This window comes from Mesorhizobium sp. L-8-3 (assembly GCF_016756615.1).
GTDB lineage: Bacteria > Pseudomonadota > Alphaproteobacteria > Rhizobiales > Rhizobiaceae.
In genome coordinates this window covers 4,716,499-4,734,521 of sequence record NZ_AP023262.1, presented here as the reverse complement: position 1 = coordinate 4,734,521, position 18,023 = coordinate 4,716,499, and the positions used below count along the sequence as shown (strand labels likewise).

At 63.2% G+C, this 18,023-nt stretch carries 19 protein-coding genes; 13 read left to right on the top strand and 6 right to left on the bottom strand.

The annotated features are described in order from the left end of the window. Position 1 precedes the first annotated feature (1 nt). From JN302_RS21920 to JN302_RS21910, 3 genes are all read right to left on the bottom strand, one after another. The gene (locus tag JN302_RS21920; protein WP_202329074.1) at positions 2-865 is read right to left on the bottom strand and encodes a sulfite oxidase heme-binding subunit YedZ; all 864 of its coding nucleotides are present in this window, start codon (positions 863-865) and stop codon (positions 2-4) included. Between the two features lie 111 nt (positions 866-976). Beyond that, entirely contained in the window at positions 977-1,588 is a 612-nt protein-coding gene (locus JN302_RS21915) for a pyridoxamine 5'-phosphate oxidase family protein (RefSeq protein ID WP_202329072.1), read from the bottom strand. 78 nt (positions 1,589-1,666) lie between these two features. Beyond that, the gene (locus JN302_RS21910; RefSeq protein WP_202305044.1) at positions 1,667-2,017 is read right to left on the bottom strand and encodes a gamma-butyrobetaine hydroxylase-like domain-containing protein; all 351 of its coding nucleotides are present in this window, start codon (positions 2,015-2,017) and stop codon (positions 1,667-1,669) included. 207 nt (positions 2,018-2,224) lie between these two features. Between JN302_RS21910 and moaA the strand changes: the two genes are divergently transcribed. The 12 genes from moaA (at position 2,225) to JN302_RS21850 (ending at position 13,934) form a co-directional block, all read left to right on the top strand. Then, positions 2,225-3,232 carry a GTP 3',8-cyclase MoaA gene (gene moaA / locus JN302_RS21905; RefSeq protein WP_244741867.1) on the top strand — a complete coding sequence of 336 codons (1,008 nt, stop codon included), beginning with the start codon at positions 2,225-2,227 and terminating at the stop codon, positions 3,230-3,232. A gap of 187 nt (positions 3,233-3,419) precedes the next feature. Next, complete coding sequence (locus tag JN302_RS21900; RefSeq protein WP_202305042.1) at positions 3,420-3,572, top strand: hypothetical protein; 153 nt, start codon at positions 3,420-3,422, stop codon at positions 3,570-3,572. After that, a complete protein-coding gene (locus tag JN302_RS21895; RefSeq protein ID WP_202329070.1) occupies positions 3,569-3,712 on the top strand; it encodes a hypothetical protein in 144 nt (47 codons plus the stop codon). The genes JN302_RS21900 and JN302_RS21895 overlap by 4 nt, the downstream gene beginning before the upstream one ends. A 115-nt stretch (positions 3,713-3,827) precedes the next feature. Next, entirely contained in the window at positions 3,828-4,748 is a 921-nt protein-coding gene (locus tag JN302_RS21890) for a DMT family transporter (RefSeq protein ID WP_202305039.1), read from the top strand. Between the two features lie 73 nt (positions 4,749-4,821). Further along, positions 4,822-6,021: a multidrug effflux MFS transporter gene (locus JN302_RS21885; RefSeq protein WP_202305038.1), complete on the top strand. Its 1,200-nt coding sequence runs from the start codon at positions 4,822-4,824 to the stop codon at positions 6,019-6,021. Further along, on the top strand, positions 6,018-6,653 hold the full coding sequence (mobA, locus tag JN302_RS21880) for a molybdenum cofactor guanylyltransferase MobA (RefSeq protein ID WP_202329069.1): 636 nt from the start codon (positions 6,018-6,020) through the stop codon (positions 6,651-6,653). Before JN302_RS21885 ends, mobA begins: the two co-directional genes overlap by 4 nt. Further along, positions 6,650-7,156 (top strand): molybdopterin-guanine dinucleotide biosynthesis protein B, encoded by a 507-nt coding sequence (gene mobB / locus JN302_RS21875; protein ID WP_202329068.1) that lies wholly within the window; start codon positions 6,650-6,652, stop codon positions 7,154-7,156. Before mobA ends, mobB begins: the two co-directional genes overlap by 4 nt. Before the next feature lie 186 nt (positions 7,157-7,342). Next, positions 7,343-8,125: an ABC transporter substrate-binding protein gene (locus JN302_RS21870; protein ID WP_202305035.1), complete on the top strand. Its 783-nt coding sequence runs from the start codon at positions 7,343-7,345 to the stop codon at positions 8,123-8,125. A 100-nt stretch (positions 8,126-8,225) separates the two neighbouring features. After that, a complete protein-coding gene (locus JN302_RS21865; RefSeq protein WP_202305034.1) occupies positions 8,226-8,936 on the top strand; it encodes an ABC transporter permease in 711 nt (236 codons plus the stop codon). Then, positions 8,933-9,775, top strand: a complete 843-nt coding sequence (locus tag JN302_RS21860; RefSeq protein ID WP_446720672.1) for an ABC transporter permease — start codon at positions 8,933-8,935, stop codon at positions 9,773-9,775. The genes JN302_RS21865 and JN302_RS21860 overlap by 4 nt, the downstream gene beginning before the upstream one ends. A gap of 521 nt (positions 9,776-10,296) precedes the next feature. Continuing rightward, positions 10,297-11,268 (top strand): TAXI family TRAP transporter solute-binding subunit, encoded by a 972-nt coding sequence (locus JN302_RS21855; RefSeq protein WP_202329067.1) that lies wholly within the window; start codon positions 10,297-10,299, stop codon positions 11,266-11,268. 161 nt (positions 11,269-11,429) lie between these two features. After that, entirely contained in the window at positions 11,430-13,934 is a 2,505-nt protein-coding gene (locus JN302_RS21850) for a TRAP transporter permease (RefSeq protein ID WP_202334400.1), read from the top strand. Positions 13,935-14,032: 98 nt separating this feature from the next. Here the strand turns inward: JN302_RS21850 and JN302_RS21845 are convergent, their stop codons facing one another. From JN302_RS21845 to JN302_RS21835, 3 genes are all read right to left on the bottom strand, one after another. Then, the gene (locus tag JN302_RS21845; protein ID WP_202329066.1) at positions 14,033-15,379 is read right to left on the bottom strand and encodes a TRAP transporter large permease; all 1,347 of its coding nucleotides are present in this window, start codon (positions 15,377-15,379) and stop codon (positions 14,033-14,035) included. After that, positions 15,376-15,945, bottom strand: a complete 570-nt coding sequence (locus JN302_RS21840) for a TRAP transporter small permease subunit (RefSeq protein WP_202305027.1) — start codon at positions 15,943-15,945, stop codon at positions 15,376-15,378. The genes JN302_RS21845 and JN302_RS21840 overlap by 4 nt, the downstream gene beginning before the upstream one ends. 113 nt (positions 15,946-16,058) lie before the next feature. Next, positions 16,059-17,096, bottom strand: a complete 1,038-nt coding sequence (locus tag JN302_RS21835; protein WP_202329065.1) for a TRAP transporter substrate-binding protein — start codon at positions 17,094-17,096, stop codon at positions 16,059-16,061. A gap of 167 nt (positions 17,097-17,263) precedes the next feature. On the opposite strand from JN302_RS21835, the gene JN302_RS21830 reads away from it, so the two are divergent. Next, positions 17,264-18,016 (top strand): SDR family NAD(P)-dependent oxidoreductase, encoded by a 753-nt coding sequence (locus JN302_RS21830; protein ID WP_202329063.1) that lies wholly within the window; start codon positions 17,264-17,266, stop codon positions 18,014-18,016. Positions 18,017-18,023: the final 7 nt, after the last annotated feature.

Genomic DNA, 18,023 nt, shown 5'->3' with positions numbered 1-18,023 from the left:
ATCAGGCGGCCGCTCCAGCGGCCTGCCGCCTGCCGCGGGGCGCCCTGCCCGCGCCGGTCCGGCGCCGCGCGAAGGCGAGCACGCACACGCCCAGCCCGATGGCCAGCACCCACCAGCTCGGCCGGATCTGGAAGGCGAAGTGCAGATTGGCCTCGAGCACCCGAAGCGGCGGCACGCCCGTCGCCAGGCCATACCAGGCGAATTCCGCAGCGGCGGTGCCGACGGCGGCCAGCGCGGCGACGGCGGCGAACACCAGCGGATTGGCCATCGGGAAACCCCGCCAATGGGCGATGCGATAGAGCATCAGCAGGATGAAGATGCCCGACATCAGGGTCGCCTGGTAGACGTCGGCCTTGGTCTGCATGAAGAAATGGACAGCGCCCAGTACACCGATCGCATAGACGGCGCTGTGCAGCCGATTCCAGTTGCGGCCAAGCCGCTTGATCATTGCGTCGGTCGAAGTGAGGCCGAGAGCCACCAGTCCGAGCAGCGCGACGAAACCGATCGTCAGATAGAGCCTGAGCGCAATCTCGCCGGCAACACGCCAGAGGTCCCATTTCTGGTCGATCACATAGAGCAGCAGGTGTGCAAGAATATAGAACAGGGCCGCAAGGCCCAACATGCGCCGCACCACGATCAGCTTCGGCCAGTCGGCGATGCGCCGCAGCGGCGTGACGGCCAGCGACAGAAGCAGGAAGCGGATCGCCCAGTCGCCGGTTTCGTGAATGGCGACGGTGAGCGGTCGCGGCCCGAGCAGCCGCGCTTCCCAGGACCACCATATCATAGCGGCCGGCACCAGCGTCCCCACGAAGACGACGGCCTTCAGCGGCGAGAACCGCCCTGCGCGGTCGGTCCAGGGCATCATGGAAGAGTGCTTAGCGAGCATAATGCGATGATATACGCCCGCAACCCGGCGATGTTGCAGCCCCTCCCGATCACGTGTCGGTGAGTTGACGTGCCCTCGAACGTGATGTGTTCACCACATCGAGTTCTTTGCCCGCTCCGGCCATTCCTTGTCGTAAGTCTCTCCGTCGATGCGATGACGGCTGGTGACGGCGAGGATCTCTCCCGGCGTCGGCAGGCTCGCGGGATCGACATGGCGCTCGTGGTTCCACAGTTCGGAGCGATGGATGGCGCGGGCGCATTGAAAGTAGACGGCCTCGACCGCGATGACGGTGACGGACCGCGCCGGCTTTCCCTCAACCGTGAAGGAAGCGCAAAGTTCGGGATCGATCGAAATCTCCGCGCGGCCGTTGACACGCAACGTCGTGCCCGAACCCGGAACCAGGAACAGCAGCCCGACGCGCGGATCGCGGAGGATGTTCCTCAGCGAATCGGCCCGGTTGTTGCCGCGCCGGTCGGGCATCATCAGCGTCCTGTCGTCATGGATGCGCACGAAGCCGGCCTTGTCGCCACGCGGCGAGCAGTCGAGCCCTTCCGGTCCGCTCGTCGCCAGCGACACGAAGGGCGAAGACTCGATGAAGGCCGCGTATTCGGGGATGATATGGTCGAGCTCCTTGACCAGCGAGGTTTCGCCGGGCCGTCCGTAGAGCGCTTCCAGTTGTTCGATCGTGGTGATGGTGTTCATGGATCCTTCCAGCCGATGTCAGCCTCATTCACCCATTTCATGAAGCTTTTGCGACAAGACCAGACGATGTCGCCGATATCAGTCGCGTGAGAGGCCTTTCTCGGCGAGTTCGTCGAGATAAGCTTGCCAGCGCTGCGCCTTCTCGTGACCGAGTTGATGCAGATAGTTCCAGGTGAAGATGCCCGTGTCGTGGAAGTCGTCGAAAGTGATGCGCACGGCATAGTTGCCGACGGGCTCGATCTTCAGGATGGCGACGTTCTTCTTTCCCGGAACCGTGACGCGCTGCTCCGGCGAATGTCCCTGGACTTCCGCCGAGGGCGAAAGCACCCTGAGCATCTCGGCGGACAGCTCGAACGGAGCGTGGGCGGGGAACGTAACCTTGAGCAGCCTCCGGTCCTTCGAGACGCGAAGTTCGGTCGGGGCGGTCATGGACGTCTCCTCTGCGCTTGCGATGTCGTTCCTACGCTGCTTCACGACGTTGCGGAAGCGAGGATTTTTCGGCGGAATCCGATATATTGCGTTCGATACAGCGGAAAAGCCAGGCAATGGCTGACCCGCGGACTTGAAGCGCGGCGTGGAATTTACGACATTGCGGGTAACAAGTGCCCAAGGGGCCAGCCAGGACGGACGCGACGCATGGGCTTTCACGACACGATGATCGATCCGTTCGGCAGGGCGATCAACTATCTGCGTGTGTCGGTCACCGACCGCTGCGATTTCCGCTGCACATACTGCATGGCCGAGGACATGGCCTTCCTGCCGAAGAAGGACCTGCTGACGCTGGAAGAACTCGACCGGCTTTGCACCGTCTTCATCGAGAAGGGCGTCAGGAAGCTGCGCCTGACCGGCGGCGAGCCGCTCGTGCGCAAGAACATCATGCACCTGGTCCGCCAGCTCTCGCGGCATCTGGCCAGCGGCGCGCTCGACGAGTTGACGCTTACCACCAACGGCTCGCAGCTTTCGCGATTCGCCGCCGAGCTCGCCGATTGCGGCGTGAGGCGCATCAATGTGTCGCTCGACACGCTCGACGCGGACAAATTCCACGCGGTGACGCGTTGGGGCAACCTCGCCAAGGTGCTCGAAGGTATCGACGCGGCCCTTGCGGCCGGGCTGAAGGTCAAGCTCAACGCCGTCGCACTGAAGAGCTTCAACGATGCCGAGCTTCCCGACCTCATGCGCTGGGCGCATGGCCGCGGCATGGACCTGACGGTGATCGAGACCATGCCGATGGGCGAGATCGACGTCGACCGCACCGACCAGTACCTGCCGCTGTCGCTGCTGCGGGCCGACCTCGAGCGGCAGTTCACGCTGACCGACATCCCCTACAAGACCGGGGGTCCCGCCCGCTATGTCGAGGTCGTGGAAACCGGCGGCAGGCTCGGCTTCATCACGCCGATGACCCACAATTTCTGCGAGAGCTGCAACCGCGTGCGGCTGACTTGCACAGGCACGCTCTATATGTGCCTCGGCCAGGAGGACGCCGCGGACCTGAGGGGCCCGTTACGGTCGTCCGAAGGCAACGAGCTCGTCTCGGCGGCCATCGACGAGGCGATCGGGCGCAAGCCGAAGGGCCATGATTTCGTCATAGACAGGCGCACGCGCCGGCCGGCGGTTTCCCGTCATATGAGCGTGACCGGCGGCTAGCCGGCGAGAAGGCCCCTATGGCTGACGGCCGCGTTCCTCGCGGCGGATCTCAGCAACCGCCGACCCCTTCACCTATTGGAATCCAAGGTTCGGCACCACGGCGACTTTTCCCGATGAGGTGTTTTCTTGCGCACTGGAGCCGCCGGCCAACGGCGACGGGCAAAGCCGGCGCGCCGCTGACGGCGCCATGCTGGCCATCTACGGCAGCTCCAACGTGATGGACTGTTCACCGGAGGACCTCGCTGCATCGAGGCTCAGGCGCGACGTGGCGCGCTTCGAACTCACCTATCGCCCGGTGAATGACAACCGGGTCCTGTTTCCGGCTACGAAGGCGACATGATCTTTTACGAGCGCGATAAGATACGGAAGGACGGCGACCTGGATGTCATAGACGGTCTGCGTAGCGTCTATCCGAAGGCCGGACGCGCCATTTGCGACAAGCTCGCTGCGTCGATCGCCGCGACGCTGTCCGGACCCTGAGTTTCGGCCAGCCTGCTGCGGCCTTCCATCGCGACCACTGGCCCATGCGATAGACATTGCGGTTTCCGCCTCGGCTGCTACACGCAGTTGTAAAAACGATCTTCCGGAAACGCCCTTGCCTCTTTCCCCCAATCTCAGCGCCGCCGTCTTCATGTCGATCTCGATGGCCGGTTTCACAATGAACGATGCCATCACCAAGGCGGTGTCGCATTCGATGAACATGGGCCAGGTGATGTTGCTGCGCGGCATCTTCGCGACGTTGCTGGTCGGGCTGATCGCCTGGCACCAGGGCGCGTTGCGTGCGCCCGGCGCGGTGTTGCATCCCATGATCCTGCTGCGGGTGGCCAGCGAGGTGGGCGCGACCGTGTGCTTTCTGATCGCGCTCGCGCATCTGCCGATCGCCAACGTCTCCGCCATCCTGCAGGCCCTGCCGCTGGCGGTCACCATGGGAGCCGCCCTCGTCTTCGACGAGCCCGTGGGCTGGCGTCGCTGGCTGGCGATTTCGGCCGGTTTCCTCGGCGTCATGATTGTCGTTCGGCCCGGCGTCGACGGCTTCAACGTCTACGCCCTGATGGCGCTCGCCAGCGTCTTCTTCTGCACCGTCCGCGACCTCGCGACAAGGCGGATCCCCAACGAGATCCCGACCTTTCTCGTCTCGACAGCGACTGCCGCTTCGGTTGCGATCACGGGCGTGGTGATCGTGCAGCCGATGGGCGGATGGACGCCGCCGGATGCATGGAGCGTCGGGCTGTTGGCGGGGGCGGCGGTGCTGCTCGTCATCGGCTACCAGTTCATCATCAAGGCGATGCGGACGGGCGACATCTCCTTCATCGCGCCGTTCCGCTACACGGCGCTGCTGTGGTCGATCGGACTTGGCTTTGTCGTATTCGGCGACGTGCCGGATGCCGCGATGATCACGGGCGCCTCCATCGTCATCGGCTCCGGCCTCTATGCACTCTATCGCGAACGCTTCGTGGGCAAGCAGCGCCCGGCCGCCGAAAGCACCGGCCCGGCCATGGCGCCGGACGGAATGTAGGCGGGGACCCCGTGGCGACAGACCAGTCGCGATCCAGGAAGCAGACCATACGCAGTGGCGCGGGTGGGCTCTGATGGCGCGTCTCTATTTCGATCGCTTTTCCCCGCCACATATGACGACGCTGATCGTGGCAACAGCCACGGGCGCGTTGACCATGAACGTCTTCCTGCCCTCCCTGCCCGGCATGGCGGAGTATTTCCAGGCCGACTACAAGGTGGTGCAGCTCGCAATCTCGCTCTACCTCGCGGCCACCGCCTTTCTGCAGCTCTTCATCGGGCCCGCTTCCGACCGCTTCGGCCGCCGCCCGGTGATGCTCGCCTGCTTCGCCGTCTTCATCACGGGCACCGTCGCGGCGCTGTTCGCACCGACGATCGAGCTCTTCCTGGCCTGCCGCCTTGCCCAGGCGTTCTCGGCCGCCGGCATGGTGCTCTCGCGCGCCGTCGTGCGTGACACGGTCGGCGCGGGCGATGCGGCGAGCATGATCGGCTACGTCACAATGGGCATGGCGCTGGTTCCGATGGTGGCGCCGATGCTGGGTGGGTTCCTGGACGAGATCTATGGCTGGAAGGCGAGCTTCGTTCTGACGCTCGCCTTCGGCATCGCGGCCATGACCATCATCTATTTCGACCTCGGCGAGACCGTGGCCAGCCGCACGGCAAGCATTACCGCACAGTTCCGCGCCTTCCCCATGCTCCTGCGCTCGCGCCTGTTCTGGGGTTACACGGCGACGGCAACGCTGGCGTCCGGCGCCTTTTTCGCCTTCGTCGGCGGAGGCCCCTATGTCGCAACCGAAATCCTCGGCCTGTCGCCGTCCGGCTACGGCATCTATTTCGGCATCATCTCGTGCGGATACATCGTCGGCAATTTCCTGTCCGGCCGCCTGTCGCGCCGGCTCGGCATCAATCGCATGATGCTTATCGGAAATGTCGTGGCCACCGCGGGCGCCGCGCTGGCGCTCGTCCTCTTCGCGGCTGGGCTCGAGCATGCTCTCTCTCTGTTCGGGCCCGCAATTTTCCTGGGGCTCGGCAACGGTCTCACCTTGCCGAACGCAAATGCCGGCATCGTCAGCGCGCGTCCGGACCTGGCCGGCTCCGCCTCGGGCCTCGGCGGCGCGATCCAGATCGGCGGCGGCGCCCTTTTGTCGGTGCTGGCCGGCATGCTGCTGTCGCCGAGCAGCGGTCCCTACCCGTTGCTCGCGATCATGCTTGTTTCCGCCTTTGCCGCCGCGTTCGCGACGCTCTATGTCATGCGTGTCGGAGTTGGCGACACATGAGCACCGAAAGGATCGCGGGCATACTCCTGGCCGGCGGGAAGTCTTCCCGCATGGGCGGCGGCGACAAGAGCCTGCGGCTGCTCGGCCGCCGGTCGATGCTCGCCCGCGCTGCCTCCCGCCTCGCGCCGCAGGTCGCGGCACTGGCGCTCAACGCGAATGGCGACCCGGCCCGTTTCGCCGGCTTTGACCTGCCCGTCATCGCCGACACGCTGCCCGGGCATCCCGGTCCGCTGGCCGGAATCCTCGCCGGAATGGAATGGGCCGCGGCCACGCCGAACCGCACCCATCTGGTCAGTGTCGCCTGCGACACGCCCTTCTTCCCCGCCGACCTCGTTAGCCGGCTCGTCGAAGCCGCGGACGGCAGGCCCGAACGTATTGCGGTCGCGGCATCGGGCGGCCGGCGCCATCCGGTCTTCGGTCTATGGCCGCTGGCGCTGCGCCCTGCCCTTCGCTATTTCATGGAGGAAGGCGCGACCTACAGGGTTTCGGACTTCGTCGAGCGGCAGGATTTCGCGCTCGCCGACTTCCCGATGCTGACGCTCGTGCAGGGAATGGTCGACCCGTTCTTCAACGTGAACACCGAGAGCGACCTGATGATAGCCGAACGCATCGGCGCGGGGCTTCCGATATGACGCTGCGCATCTTCGGCATCGCCGGCTGGAAAAATTCCGGCAAGACCACGCTGACAGAGAGACTTGTGGGCGAACTCACGCGGCGCGGCCGCAAGGTGTCGACGGTCAAGCACGCCCACCACGCCTTCGACATCGACAAGGAAGGCACCGACAGCTACCGCCACCGCCAGGCCGGCGCCGCGGAAGTCGCCATCGTGTCCGGCAACCGCTGGGCCCTGATGCACGAGCTTCGCGACGAAACGGAGCCGACGCTCGACGCCATCCTCGCCAGGCTTGCACCCTGCGATATCGTGCTGGTCGAGGGTTACAAGCACGAGGCTCACCCCAAGATCGAGACACGGCGCCTGCAGGCAAAAGACACAAGGCCGCTGGCACCGGACGATCGCAGCATATTGGCGGTCGCAACCGACCATGCTGTCGAGGGCGCTGCGGTGCCGGTTTTCCACATCGACGACATTGTCGCAATCGCCGATTTCATCGAGTTGCAGACCGGCCTGACCTGATCCGCTCGCTCTGGTGAGCGCACGGGGCCGGCGCCGGTGACGCAAATCGCGTCCAGGCACGACGGTTTTTGCGGTTGCTTTTTCTTGAAGAACAATGGGAATATCGCCGCGATGGGCGGCCGGAATGCCGGGGCCCAGCCGGGAAACTGTGGGATTTCCCGGCTATCAAGAACAGAGAGGAACAACATGCGTATCTCCAAGCGTTTCGCTCTTGCAGTCTCGGCTGCCGCGTTCGCGCTGTCGGTCGGTGCCGCGGGCGCTCAGGAAAAGGTGCTCAAGATCGGCACGGAAGGCGCCTACCCGCCCTTCAACAACCTGACCGCGGACGGCAAGCTGGAAGGCTTCGACATCGACATCGCCAACGCGCTTTGCGAGGAGATGAAGGTCAAGTGCGAGTTCGTAACGCAGGATTGGGACGGCATCATTCCGGCGCTTCAGGCGGGCAAGTTCGATGCCATTATCGCCTCGATGTCGATCACCGACGAACGCAAGGAGAAGGTCGACTTCACCAACAAATACTACAATACGCCGCCGGCGATCGCGGCGCCGAAGGACACCACCATCAAGGGCGTGACCAAGGAGGACCTCGCGGGGAAAACGATCGGCGTGCAAGGCGGCACCACCCATTTCAACTACTCGGAAAAGACTTACACCGACAGCACCATCAAGCCCTATCCGACCGCCCAGGAATACCAGCTCGACCTCGCCAACGGCCGTATCGACGCAGTCAACGACGACGTAACCGTCATAGAGCAGTGGCTGAGTTCGCCCGAAGGCGAGTGCTGCAGGCTGGTCGGCACGGTCACCCCGGTGGATGAAATCCACGGCGAAGGCGCCGGGATCGCCGTGCGCAAGGGCGAAACCGATCTCGTCAAGCAGTTCAACGCAGCGATCGATGCCATTCGCGCCAATGGCAAGTACAAGGCGATCAACGACAAGTACTTCGTCTACGACGCTTATGGCAGCTAACCGGTACGCTCTGTCCGGTTGATATCGTGAGCGGGGCGGCGGGATATCCCGCCGTTTCCGCAACTGACGCCCGCGACCGAAGCGCGGAGAACAGGGCCATATGGACGGCGCGCTGACACTGCTCAGCTTTGGGCCGGAAGGCTGGGGCGACGATATCGCCTGGGGCGTTCTGGTGACGGTCTCGCTCGCGCTGGCCACCTTGCCGCCCGGCCTGCTTGTCGGTTTCCTCGCGGCGCTCGCCAAGCAGTCGCGTGAGCCTTCGCTCCGGCTGGCGGGCAACATCTACACGACGATTTTCCGCGGCCTGCCCGACCTGCTGACCCTGTTCCTGGTGTTTTACGGCGCGCAGATCGGCATCCAGACCGTGATGCGTCTGTTCAATCCGGCCGCCGTCATCGAGATCAACAGCTTCGTCGCCGGCATGATCGCTCTCGGCGTGGTGTTCTCCTCCTACGCCAGCGAGACCTTCCTCTCGGCCTTCCGCGCCATTCCGCGCGGCCAGTATGAAGGCGGCTACGCGATCGGCCTCACCAATACCCAGACCATGCGGCTGGTCATCCTTCCGCAATTGATCCGCATCGCGCTGCCGGGCCTCGGCAATCTCTGGATGATATTGCTGAAGGACACGGCGCTCGTCTCCGTCATCGGTCTTTCCGACATCCTGCGTCAGACAGGCATAGCGGCCCGCGTCACCAAGGAGGCTTTCCTCTTCTTCGGCGTCGCGACGCTTCTCTACCTCGTCCTCGCCATTCTCTCCTCCATCGCGCTCCGGCGCATCGAAATGAAGGTCGGAAGCGAGGTCCGCCGATGAGCAGCGCGACGATGGACGAAACCACCACCGTCGACCGCCCACCGCCTCCCGCGCGCGGCTGGCCGCGCGAGCGTGTCATCGGCCATGTGCTGATGGGGCTTTGGATCGCCTTCGGGCTCGGCTTGGCCTTCTATCTGTTCATGGCCTGGAACCCCGACCTGTTCCATCGTTATGCCGGCAACTACATGTCGGGTCTCGGCGTGACCCTGTCGCTGGTGTCGATCTCGGTCGTGCTGGGCGCCGCGCTTTCGGTGCCGATCGCCTATGCCCGCATGTCGAAGAACCGTCTGCTCTCCGCGCTCGCCTACGCCTATGTCTATTTCTTCCGCGGTACACCGCTGCTCGCCCAGACCTTTCTGGTCTATTACGGGCTCGGCTCGTTCCGGCCGCAACTCGAAGCGGTGGGATTGTGGGCCTTCTTCCGCGAGGCCTGGTATTGCGCGATCTTCGCTTTCACGCTCAACACCGCCGCCTATCAGGCCGAGATCCTGCGCGGCGCTGTCCAAAGCGTCCCGAGAGGGCAGTGGGAAGGGGCGGCCGCTCTCGGCCTGCACCGGTTCCAGATCCTGCGCAAGATCATCCTGCCGCAGGCGCTGATCGTGGCGTTGCGGCCCTATGGCAACGAGATCATCCTGATGATCAAGGGCTCGGCGATCGTGGCGATCATTACCGTCTACGATCTGATGGGGGAGACACGGCGCGCCTATGCCCGCAGCTTCGACTTCCAGACCTATCTGTGGGCAGCAGTACTGTATCTCGTCATCGTCGAGGCCCTGCGCAATGCGATCGAATGGGCCGAACAAAGGCTGACGCGCCACCTGCACTATCTTCACGGCTGATTGGGCAATGCGTTGTCTGGTGCCCGCAATTTGCTTGCTTCAATGTTGCAACCATGGCTTGTCGAGGAAGCACATGCGCCATCCCTTTCGTGCGAGCGGCGCCGGAATATCCCCGAGGCGGGCGCGGGGTATCCTGGAATGGGTCGACCGGTTCGACGATCGCCGGCCGCCGCAGCCTGGCGGCAACACTCCACCGGCAGGAGGCGAGGCAATCCGTATCCCATGCAGGCAGAACGAGCGATGGCCGCACGGCTCAAACGAAACAGCGTTCGGCATTCCAGGCGCGGTCCGGTACGATCGATGGTATGCTCGACAATCACGTGCCGATCGCGCCACCTTCATCGTCGGAGCGCGTGACATCGATGAGATCGTCCCGCGCCTGGTGAGGCAAACGATGCCACGCTCGCGGCATCACGTTGAGGGAGTAGTTCTAGCATGACGGGTTTGGCACGGAAGACCCGGACTGCCGGTCGAGCAATCAGCATGAACCGTGCGAATTGGGAGCAAGCAGGAGCAAGCACATGAAAAGAACAATCGGACTCGGTGTCGCGGCAGCGCTGTTTGGAATGTTTTCCGTCAGCACCGCGTCGGCGCAGCAGCAATTCGTCACGATCGGCACGGGCGGCGTCACCGGCGTTTATTATGCTGCTGGCGGCGCGATCTGCCGGCTGCTGAACAAGGACCGCAAGACCCATGGCCTCCGCTGCTCAGTCGAATCGACCGGCGGTTCGGCATTCAATGTCAACACGATCAAAGAAGGCGAACTCGACTTCGGCATGGCCCAGTCGGATGTGCAGTACAACGCCTTCAAGGGCGAGGAATCCTTCAAGGAGGGCGGCGCCCATGCCGATTTGCGTGCCGTCTTCTCGGTTCACCCCGAGCCGTTCACGGTGCTCGCCCACCCCAATGCCGGCGTAACCAAGTTCGAGGACTTCAAGGGCAAGCGTTTCAACGTCGGCAATCCCGGTTCCGGCACACGCGCCTCGATGGAGCGTCTGCTCGGCGCCATGAACTGGACGCTGGCGGATTTCTCTCTGGCCTCGGAGCTGAAAGCCGACGAGCACGGCCCGGCACTTTGCGACGGCAAGATCGACGGTTTCTTCTATGGTGTCGGCCACCCGTCGGCGAACATACAGGATCCGACCACAACCTGCGGCGCGAAACTCATCCCGCTAACCGGCGAGGCCGTCGACAAGCTCGTGGCCGACAATCCCTACTATGCGCGGGCGACCATTCCGGGCGGCCTCTATAACGCCAATCCGGACGATACCCAGACTTTCGGCGTGCTCGCCACCCTGGTCACGTCGGCCAATGTCCCCGAGGAGAGCGTTTACCAACTCGTCAAGGCGGTCTTCGACAACTTCGACGAGTTCAAGTCGCTACACCCGGCGTTCGCCAATCTCGACCCGGCAAAGATGGTCAAGGACGGCCTGTCGGCGCCGCTGCATCCGGGCGCCGAACGCTACTACAAGGAGAAAGGCTGGCTTCAGTAAGCCGGCGCCACTACCCGCCGGCGGGTTCGAAAGGAAGCCGCCGGCGAAAATCGCAAGAGCAACGGGAGGGTGTCGTGAGCAAAGTCAAGGAAGCACCGTCCGATATCGATGTCGAACAGTTCGTCGCCGAGGCGGATACCGGAGGGCGGCACGCCGCCGGTGTGACCGGGCAGATCCTGCTGTGGGTCGCGGTCGCCTGGTCGCTGTTCCAACTCTGGTATGCCTCGCCGCTCCCCTTCGTTTTCGGCTTTGGCGTCCTGAACGACACCGAGGCTCGTGCGATCCACCTCGGCTTCGCGCTATTCCTCACTTTTGTTGCTTATCCGGCACTGAAGTCGTCCTCCCGCGACAAGGTGCCGGTCCTGGACTGGATCCTCGCGCTCGCCGGCGCTTTTGCCGGCGCTTACCTGTTCCTCTTCTACGATCAACTGGCGAACCGGCCCGGCCAGCCGACGATGCTTGATCTCGTCACCGGCACAGTTGGCATTCTGCTGCTGCTGGAGGCGACGCGCCGCTCGCTTGGCCTGCCGATGGTCGTCGTCGCCTGCGTGTTCATCTTCTACACCTTCGCCGGCCGCTATATGCCGGAAGTCATCCAGCATCGCGGCGCATCGCTGGTGAAGTTCCTCAATCATCAATGGCTGACCACCGAGGGTGTGTTTGGTATCGCGCTTGGCGTTTCGACCAGCTTCGTTTTCCTGTTCGTGCTGTTTGGCACGCTTCTGGAAAAGGCAGGAGCCGGCAACTGGATGATGCAGATCTCCATTGCCCTGCTCGGTCATATGCGAGGCGGCCCGGCAAAGGTTGCCGTCGTATCCTCCGCACTCAACGGCGTGGTCTCCGGCTCCTCGGTTTCCAATGTAGTCTCGGGCGGCATCTTCACCATCCCGCTGATGAAGCGCACCGGCCTGACAGGTGTCAAAGCGGGCGCGATAGAGGCGTCTGCCTCGATCAACGGCCAGATCATGCCACCGGTCATGGGTGCAGCGGCCTTCCTGATGGTCGAGTATGTCGGCATACCGTATTCCGCAATCGTGATGCACGCGCTGCTGCCGGCGGTACTCTCCTATATCGCGCTGCTCTACATCGTGCATCTGGAAGCGATCAAAATCGACTCGAAGCCGATCGCCTCGCAGCCGTTCCCGGCCCGCGAGAGGATGCTGCGCTGGGGCCTTGGACTCTCAGGCACCATACTCACGTTGTGCATCCTCTATTACGGCATCCTCGCCGTCCAGGCGGCATTCGGTTCCGCGGCACCAGCTTTGCTGGCGATTGCGGGCGCTGTGCTCTATGCCGCGTCGATCTGGTTCTCGTCGCGCTATCCGGACCTCGCGATCGATGATCCCGACACGCCGATCCTGCATCTTCCGCGCGCCTGGGAGGTTACGCGAACCGGGTTGGATTTCCTCATTCCCATCGTCGTGCTGCTGTGGTGCCTGATGGTCGAGCAGTTGTCACCCGGTCTGTCCGCCTTCTGGGCGACGGTATCGATCCTCGGCATCGTCGCCACTCGCCGACCGCTGATGGCGATATTCCGCAACGAGAATCTCGGCACGGCGTCCCGCGCTGCTGCTGCCGATCTCATCGACGGTCTGTCGCTTGGCGCACGCAACATGATCGGCATTGGTGTCGCAACAGCCACCGCGGGCATCGTGGTTGGAACCATTACGCTCACTGGACTTGGCCTGATGATGACCGAACTGGTCGAGTTCATCTCGGGCGGCAACGTCATCCTGATGCTGGTCCTGGTAGCTGCGATCAGTCTCATCCTCGGCATGGGTATTCCGACCACTGCCAACTACATCCTCGTTGCCACATTGATGGCACCGGTGGTGGTCGATCTCGGCGCCCAGTCCGGTCTCGCCATCCCTTTGATCGCGGTCCACCTCTTCGTCTTCTATTTCGGCATCATGGCCGACATCACGCCGCCGGTCGGGCTCGCCGCCTTCGCGGCGGCAGCAATCTCCAAGGAAGACCCGATTGCCACGGCTTTCCAGGGCGCGTTCTACTCGCTCAGAACCGCAATCCTGCCGTTCGTCTTCATCTTCAATCCGACCATGCTTCTGATCGGCGTCGAAGGCTGGTGGCATCTCATATGGGCGTCGACGATCTCGCTTGCAGCAATCCTGCTTTTCTCCGCCGCGACGATGAACTGGTTCGTGACCAGGAGCCGCCTGTGGGAAAGCGCGGTGCTGCTTCTCATCACCTTCACGCTGTTCCGGCCCGACTGGTGGGTCAATCAGTTCGCGCCACCTTATGAGGAAAGACCTGCAAGCGAGTTTCTGACAATGGTTGGCGAGGCACCCGAAGGATCGCGGCTGAACTTTGTCGTCGAAGGTATCGACTTGATGGGAGAGGACGTGCGCAAGACGGTGAATATTCCGCTTCGCACGCCCGGCGAGCCGCTCGAGCGGCTTCGCTCGATAGGCCTGACGATCCTCCCGTCCGGTGAGACGCTCACAATCACAAATGTCGCCTTCGGCTCATATGCCAAGCGCATTGGCCTCGACGTCGGCTACAATGTCACGGCCGTCCTGAGGAGAGCAGAACAGCCTTCGACACTCATTCCGATCGGATTGGCGCTCTTGGCCACGGCGGCGATTGCCGGCCTGCAATATGCACGGGTCAGATCGAAGCCCGAAAAGATGGAAACTCCCACCGCCTGACTCTCTCCGGCAATTGAGTGATCAATTCCTGAGGAAGCAGTCGGGTCAGAAGCGGCCACCCTTTCCCGATCGGCCTCAGACGATCGGGACTGTCCAGGTCATTTCGCCAACCAGTTCGGCAGCCATAGCGTGATCTCGGGCCACAGAACGACCATTGCCAGAGCGGCAAGCTGCAGCAGCACGAAGGGGATGATGCCGCGATAGATGGTCGAGATCGATACTCCGTCCGGCGCAATGCCGCGCAGGTAAAAGAGCGCGTAACCGAAGGGCGGTGTCAGGAACGACGTCTGCAGGTTGACGGACAGTGCGATGGCGAACCAGATCATCGTGTGCTCCGGTGTCAGGCCGAAATTGAGCTTGGCAACAATTGGCGCGACGATGGGCACGACGACCAGGGTGATTTCCACCCATTCGAGGAAAAAGCCCAGAACGAACACGACAAGCATGATGGTGAGCAGGACCGCATGGGGATTGTCGCCGTGCAGGGCAAGGGCATCGACAATCATCTGATCGCCGCCGAGCTTGCGGAAGATGACGCTGAAGATGGTGGCGCCGATCATCACGAAGATGATCATAGCCGTCGTCTTGGTGGTGTCGCGCAGGGCTTCGGCGAGGAAGGACAAGCTGAGATTGCCCGAGATCAGCGCCAGGAGCGTCGCTCCGGCCGCGCCGATCGCCGCCGATTCCGTCGGCGTTGCGATGCCCGTGACGATCGTTCCGAGCACGGCCGCGATCAATGCCACGGGCGCCAGAAGATCACGCGTCAGCGCCAGCGCGACGCGCAGCAAGGGCTCGCCAACATTCTCCGCTTTCGCCACCGGCATGCGATGCGGCTGGAAGACCGCGATGACGATCAGATATGTGAGATAGAGCCCGCCCAGCAGCAATCCCGGACCGACAGCTCCCATGAACAGGTCGCCCACCGAGACCCGCATCTGATCGCCGAGCACGATAAGCATCACGCTCGGGGGAATGAGAATGCCGAGCGTGCCGCTCGAAGCGATAAGCCCCGTCGATATCCGGGCGTCGTAGCCGTTCTTCAGCATGGTGGGCAGCGCCATCATGCCCATCAGCACCACTGAGGCTCCGATGATGCCGGTGGATGCGGCCATCACGACGCCGATGATGGCCACGGCGAAGGCATAGCCGCCCGGCAATCCGCGAAATACCGAGGCAAGCGAACGCAGGAGCCGCTGCGCGACACCGGACCGTTCCAGCATCAGCCCCATGAAGACGAAGAGCGGTATGGCGATCAGCAGCCAGTTGGTCAGGATGCCCGAGTAGATGCGCGAAACGCCGAGGGACAGGAACAGCATCGGCACTTCGGCCAGCAGGGCGAAGATCAGGCCGATGCCGGCCAGGACGAAGGCGACAGGGTAGCCGGTGAAGATGCCGGCCATCAGACCGACCAGCATCACGATGGGCCAGAAATAGGCGTCGGTCATCGGGTGGCGCCATCGCTTGTCGTGGAGAAACCGGCGAGTTCGAGTGCCGTCGCGATCACGCGCAGGAGGGCATAAAGTCCGAGCAAGGCGAATGCCGCCGGGATTGCGGCCTTGATCGCCCACCGATCGATCAAGCCGCCATAGGTCGAGGCTTCTCCGGATATCAAAGCCTTCTCAGCGAAACCATAACCGTACCAGGCGATGATCGCGCAGAAGGGCAGGAGGAAGAAGAGATCGCCGAACAGTCGGATCGCGAGCCGCGCCCGCTCGGATAGAGCGGAGGAGAATACGTCAACCGAGACATGGCTGTTGTCACGCAGGGCGTAGACGCCACCGAAGAGCACGATCAGCGCGAAGATGTGCCATTGCAGATCCAGAAGCGAGTTGACGGTCAGTGCCTTTCCAAACAGCGGTACGGCCTCGCCCCAATCGGCAAGGACATTGATACCGAGCTGTGCGGCCAGGACCGTCAGGCAGACGCTCAAGATCAGCGGCAGGATCAGCCAGCCGACGACTTGTCCTGGCAAGGTGCAAAGGGTTTGCAGCCGATGAAGGATACGGGTCATGAGCGCACTTTCAGGGAACGATCTTTCGCGCTGGCGCCGGTAGGCCGGAGCGCGTCCGGCGCCTTATCGGCCGGGACGCGCGACGTAAACCCCTCGCTTCCTGGGGTAAGGGGCTAGTTGTGAGGGATGGCCTGCAGGCGCTCCCACTCGCCGACGCGGTCCATATAGGCAGTCAGCGATTCATGCGCTTCCTTGAAGATCGGGTCCTTCTCGCCCTCTTCCTGCAAAACGCGTTGGGCCTCGTCGCGGATCGCCATCAGGACCTCGTCGGGAAAACGGCGGACGTTGACGCCTGCTTCGCGGATGGTGGCGATCGCCTCAGCCTGGGCATTGAGCTGGTCGCCCAGATTGTAGGCTATGTTGGCCTTGCACGCCTCGACCATGATCTGCTGAGTGCCCTCGTCGAAGCTGTTCCACACATCCATGTTGATGATGATGGAGTCCCAGCTCGAGGGCTGGTGCCAGCCCGGGAAGTAGTAGTTTTTCACCACCTTCTGGAAACCGAAGCCGAGATCGAGCTGCGGGGCGGAGAATTCGGTGGCGTCGATGCGGCCGGTTTCGAGAGACACGAAGATCTCGCCGGCCGGCACGAGCTGTGTGTTGGCGCCGAGCCCGGCCAGCGTCTTGCCTCCGAGACCGGCAATTCGCATGTTGAGACCCTTGAAATCCTCGACGGAATTTATCTCCTTGCTGAACCAGCCGCCCGCCTCGGGCACCACCAGATGGCAAGGAATGACCTTCACCCCGTGCGGGTCATAGGCCTTTTGGATGATCTCCAGGCCGCCGCCTTCGAACATCCAGGCAAGAGCCACGTCGGGGCTCGGACCGAAGGGCATGGACCCGATCAGGTTGGCGACCGGGATGGTCTCGGCCCAGTAGCCGATCCAGTCGAAACCCATCGGGATGGCGCCTGAAGATACTGCGCCAAACACTTCGAAGGGCGGCACGAAATCGCCGGCGCCGTGAACTTTGATCTCCACCTTGCCGCCGGCCATCAGTTTAACGCGCTCGGCCCATTTGACGGGGCTCGGCCCGATGGACGGCACCTGCAGGCCGAAGACGCTTTGCAGATCGAAGCTCTCGGCAATGGCCGGAGCGCTTGTGGAAAGCATGGTCGCCGCAAGGGCCGCGGCGACAAGCCGATTCTTCATGAGGTCCTCCCCTGATGGCACCCGTAGCGGGCGCAAGTCATCCTCCCGGCACCGTGGTAGTGCCAGCTCCTGCAAACGGGACAGAAATCGCTCCCGCCCGGCTTGCTCATCTCGAACATTAATTATAATCAAACAGATTAGCAATAGCCTAATTCTGGAGGTGGAGGATGTTCGGGATCGCAGGATCCGTCGCCGTCGTGACCGGCGCGGGGCAAGGCAATGGCCGCGCCATCGCACTCGGCCTGGCACAGGCGGGCGTTCGCCTGGCGCTGTGCGACGCGAATGGCGAGACGGTCGAAGAATCGGCGGCGATTATTCACAGAGAGGGCGGCGAGGCGCTTGCCCTGAAGGTCGACGTGTCCGATCGGACCGCCTGCCGCAATTTCGCGACCAGGGTCCGTCAGGACTTGGGCGAGACTGCCATCCTCGTCAACAATGCGGGCATCATCCGTCGCCACGGGCTCGACGATCCGGATTTCGACGATCACTGGGAAGCGACCTTCCGGGTCAATGTCGATGGCACGAAGAACATGGTGCAGGCCTTCGTTCCGCAACTCGAAAAGACGCGGGGACGCATTATTAATCTGGCTTCCATCATGTCGCAGGTCGCCGGGCCGGGCATTCCGGCCTATGTGGCGAGCAAGGGTGCGGTGGCGCAATTCACCAAGGCGCTGGCGCATGATCTCGCGCCGCGGGGTATCCGCGTCAACGCGATCGCGCCCGGCGTCATCGACACGCCGATGACAGAGGCGACGCGCGGGAACGAGGCGGCTATCGGCCGCTTCATGGCCCACACGCCGCTCGGCCGGACCGGCCGGCCGGAAGAGCTGGTCGGCCCAGTCCTCTTCCTCGCCTCGAACATGTCGAGCTATGTGACCGGCGCCATCCTGCCGGTCGATGGCGGCTATCTCGCCGCCTGATTTCTTC

Bases quoted from the DNA above. Each gene is read 5' to 3' on its own strand.
- JN302_RS21920 (WP_202329074.1), bottom strand. From the start codon at position 865: ATGATGCCCTGGACCGACCGCGCAGGGCGGTTCTCGCCGCTGAAGGCC.
- JN302_RS21915 (WP_202329072.1), bottom strand. From the start codon at position 1,588: ATGAACACCATCACCACGATCGAACAACTGGAAGCGCTCTACGGACGG.
- JN302_RS21910 (WP_202305044.1), bottom strand. From the start codon at position 2,017: ATGACCGCCCCGACCGAACTTCGCGTCTCGAAGGACCGGAGGCTGCTC.
- moaA (WP_244741867.1), top strand. From the start codon at position 2,225: ATGGGCTTTCACGACACGATGATCGATCCGTTCGGCAGGGCGATCAAC.
- JN302_RS21900 (WP_202305042.1), top strand. From the start codon at position 3,420: ATGCTGGCCATCTACGGCAGCTCCAACGTGATGGACTGTTCACCGGAG.
- JN302_RS21895 (WP_202329070.1), top strand. From the start codon at position 3,569: ATGATCTTTTACGAGCGCGATAAGATACGGAAGGACGGCGACCTGGAT.
- JN302_RS21885 (WP_202305038.1), top strand. From the start codon at position 4,822: ATGGCGCGTCTCTATTTCGATCGCTTTTCCCCGCCACATATGACGACG.
- mobA (WP_202329069.1), top strand. From the start codon at position 6,018: ATGAGCACCGAAAGGATCGCGGGCATACTCCTGGCCGGCGGGAAGTCT.
- mobB (WP_202329068.1), top strand. From the start codon at position 6,650: ATGACGCTGCGCATCTTCGGCATCGCCGGCTGGAAAAATTCCGGCAAG.
- JN302_RS21870 (WP_202305035.1), top strand. From the start codon at position 7,343: ATGCGTATCTCCAAGCGTTTCGCTCTTGCAGTCTCGGCTGCCGCGTTC.
- JN302_RS21865 (WP_202305034.1), top strand. From the start codon at position 8,226: ATGGACGGCGCGCTGACACTGCTCAGCTTTGGGCCGGAAGGCTGGGGC.
- JN302_RS21860 (WP_446720672.1), top strand. From the start codon at position 8,933: ATGAGCAGCGCGACGATGGACGAAACCACCACCGTCGACCGCCCACCG.
- JN302_RS21855 (WP_202329067.1), top strand. From the start codon at position 10,297: ATGAAAAGAACAATCGGACTCGGTGTCGCGGCAGCGCTGTTTGGAATG.
- JN302_RS21845 (WP_202329066.1), bottom strand. From the start codon at position 15,379: ATGACCGACGCCTATTTCTGGCCCATCGTGATGCTGGTCGGTCTGATG.
- JN302_RS21840 (WP_202305027.1), bottom strand. From the start codon at position 15,945: ATGACCCGTATCCTTCATCGGCTGCAAACCCTTTGCACCTTGCCAGGA.
- JN302_RS21835 (WP_202329065.1), bottom strand. From the start codon at position 17,096: ATGAAGAATCGGCTTGTCGCCGCGGCCCTTGCGGCGACCATGCTTTCC.
- JN302_RS21830 (WP_202329063.1), top strand. From the start codon at position 17,264: ATGTTCGGGATCGCAGGATCCGTCGCCGTCGTGACCGGCGCGGGGCAA.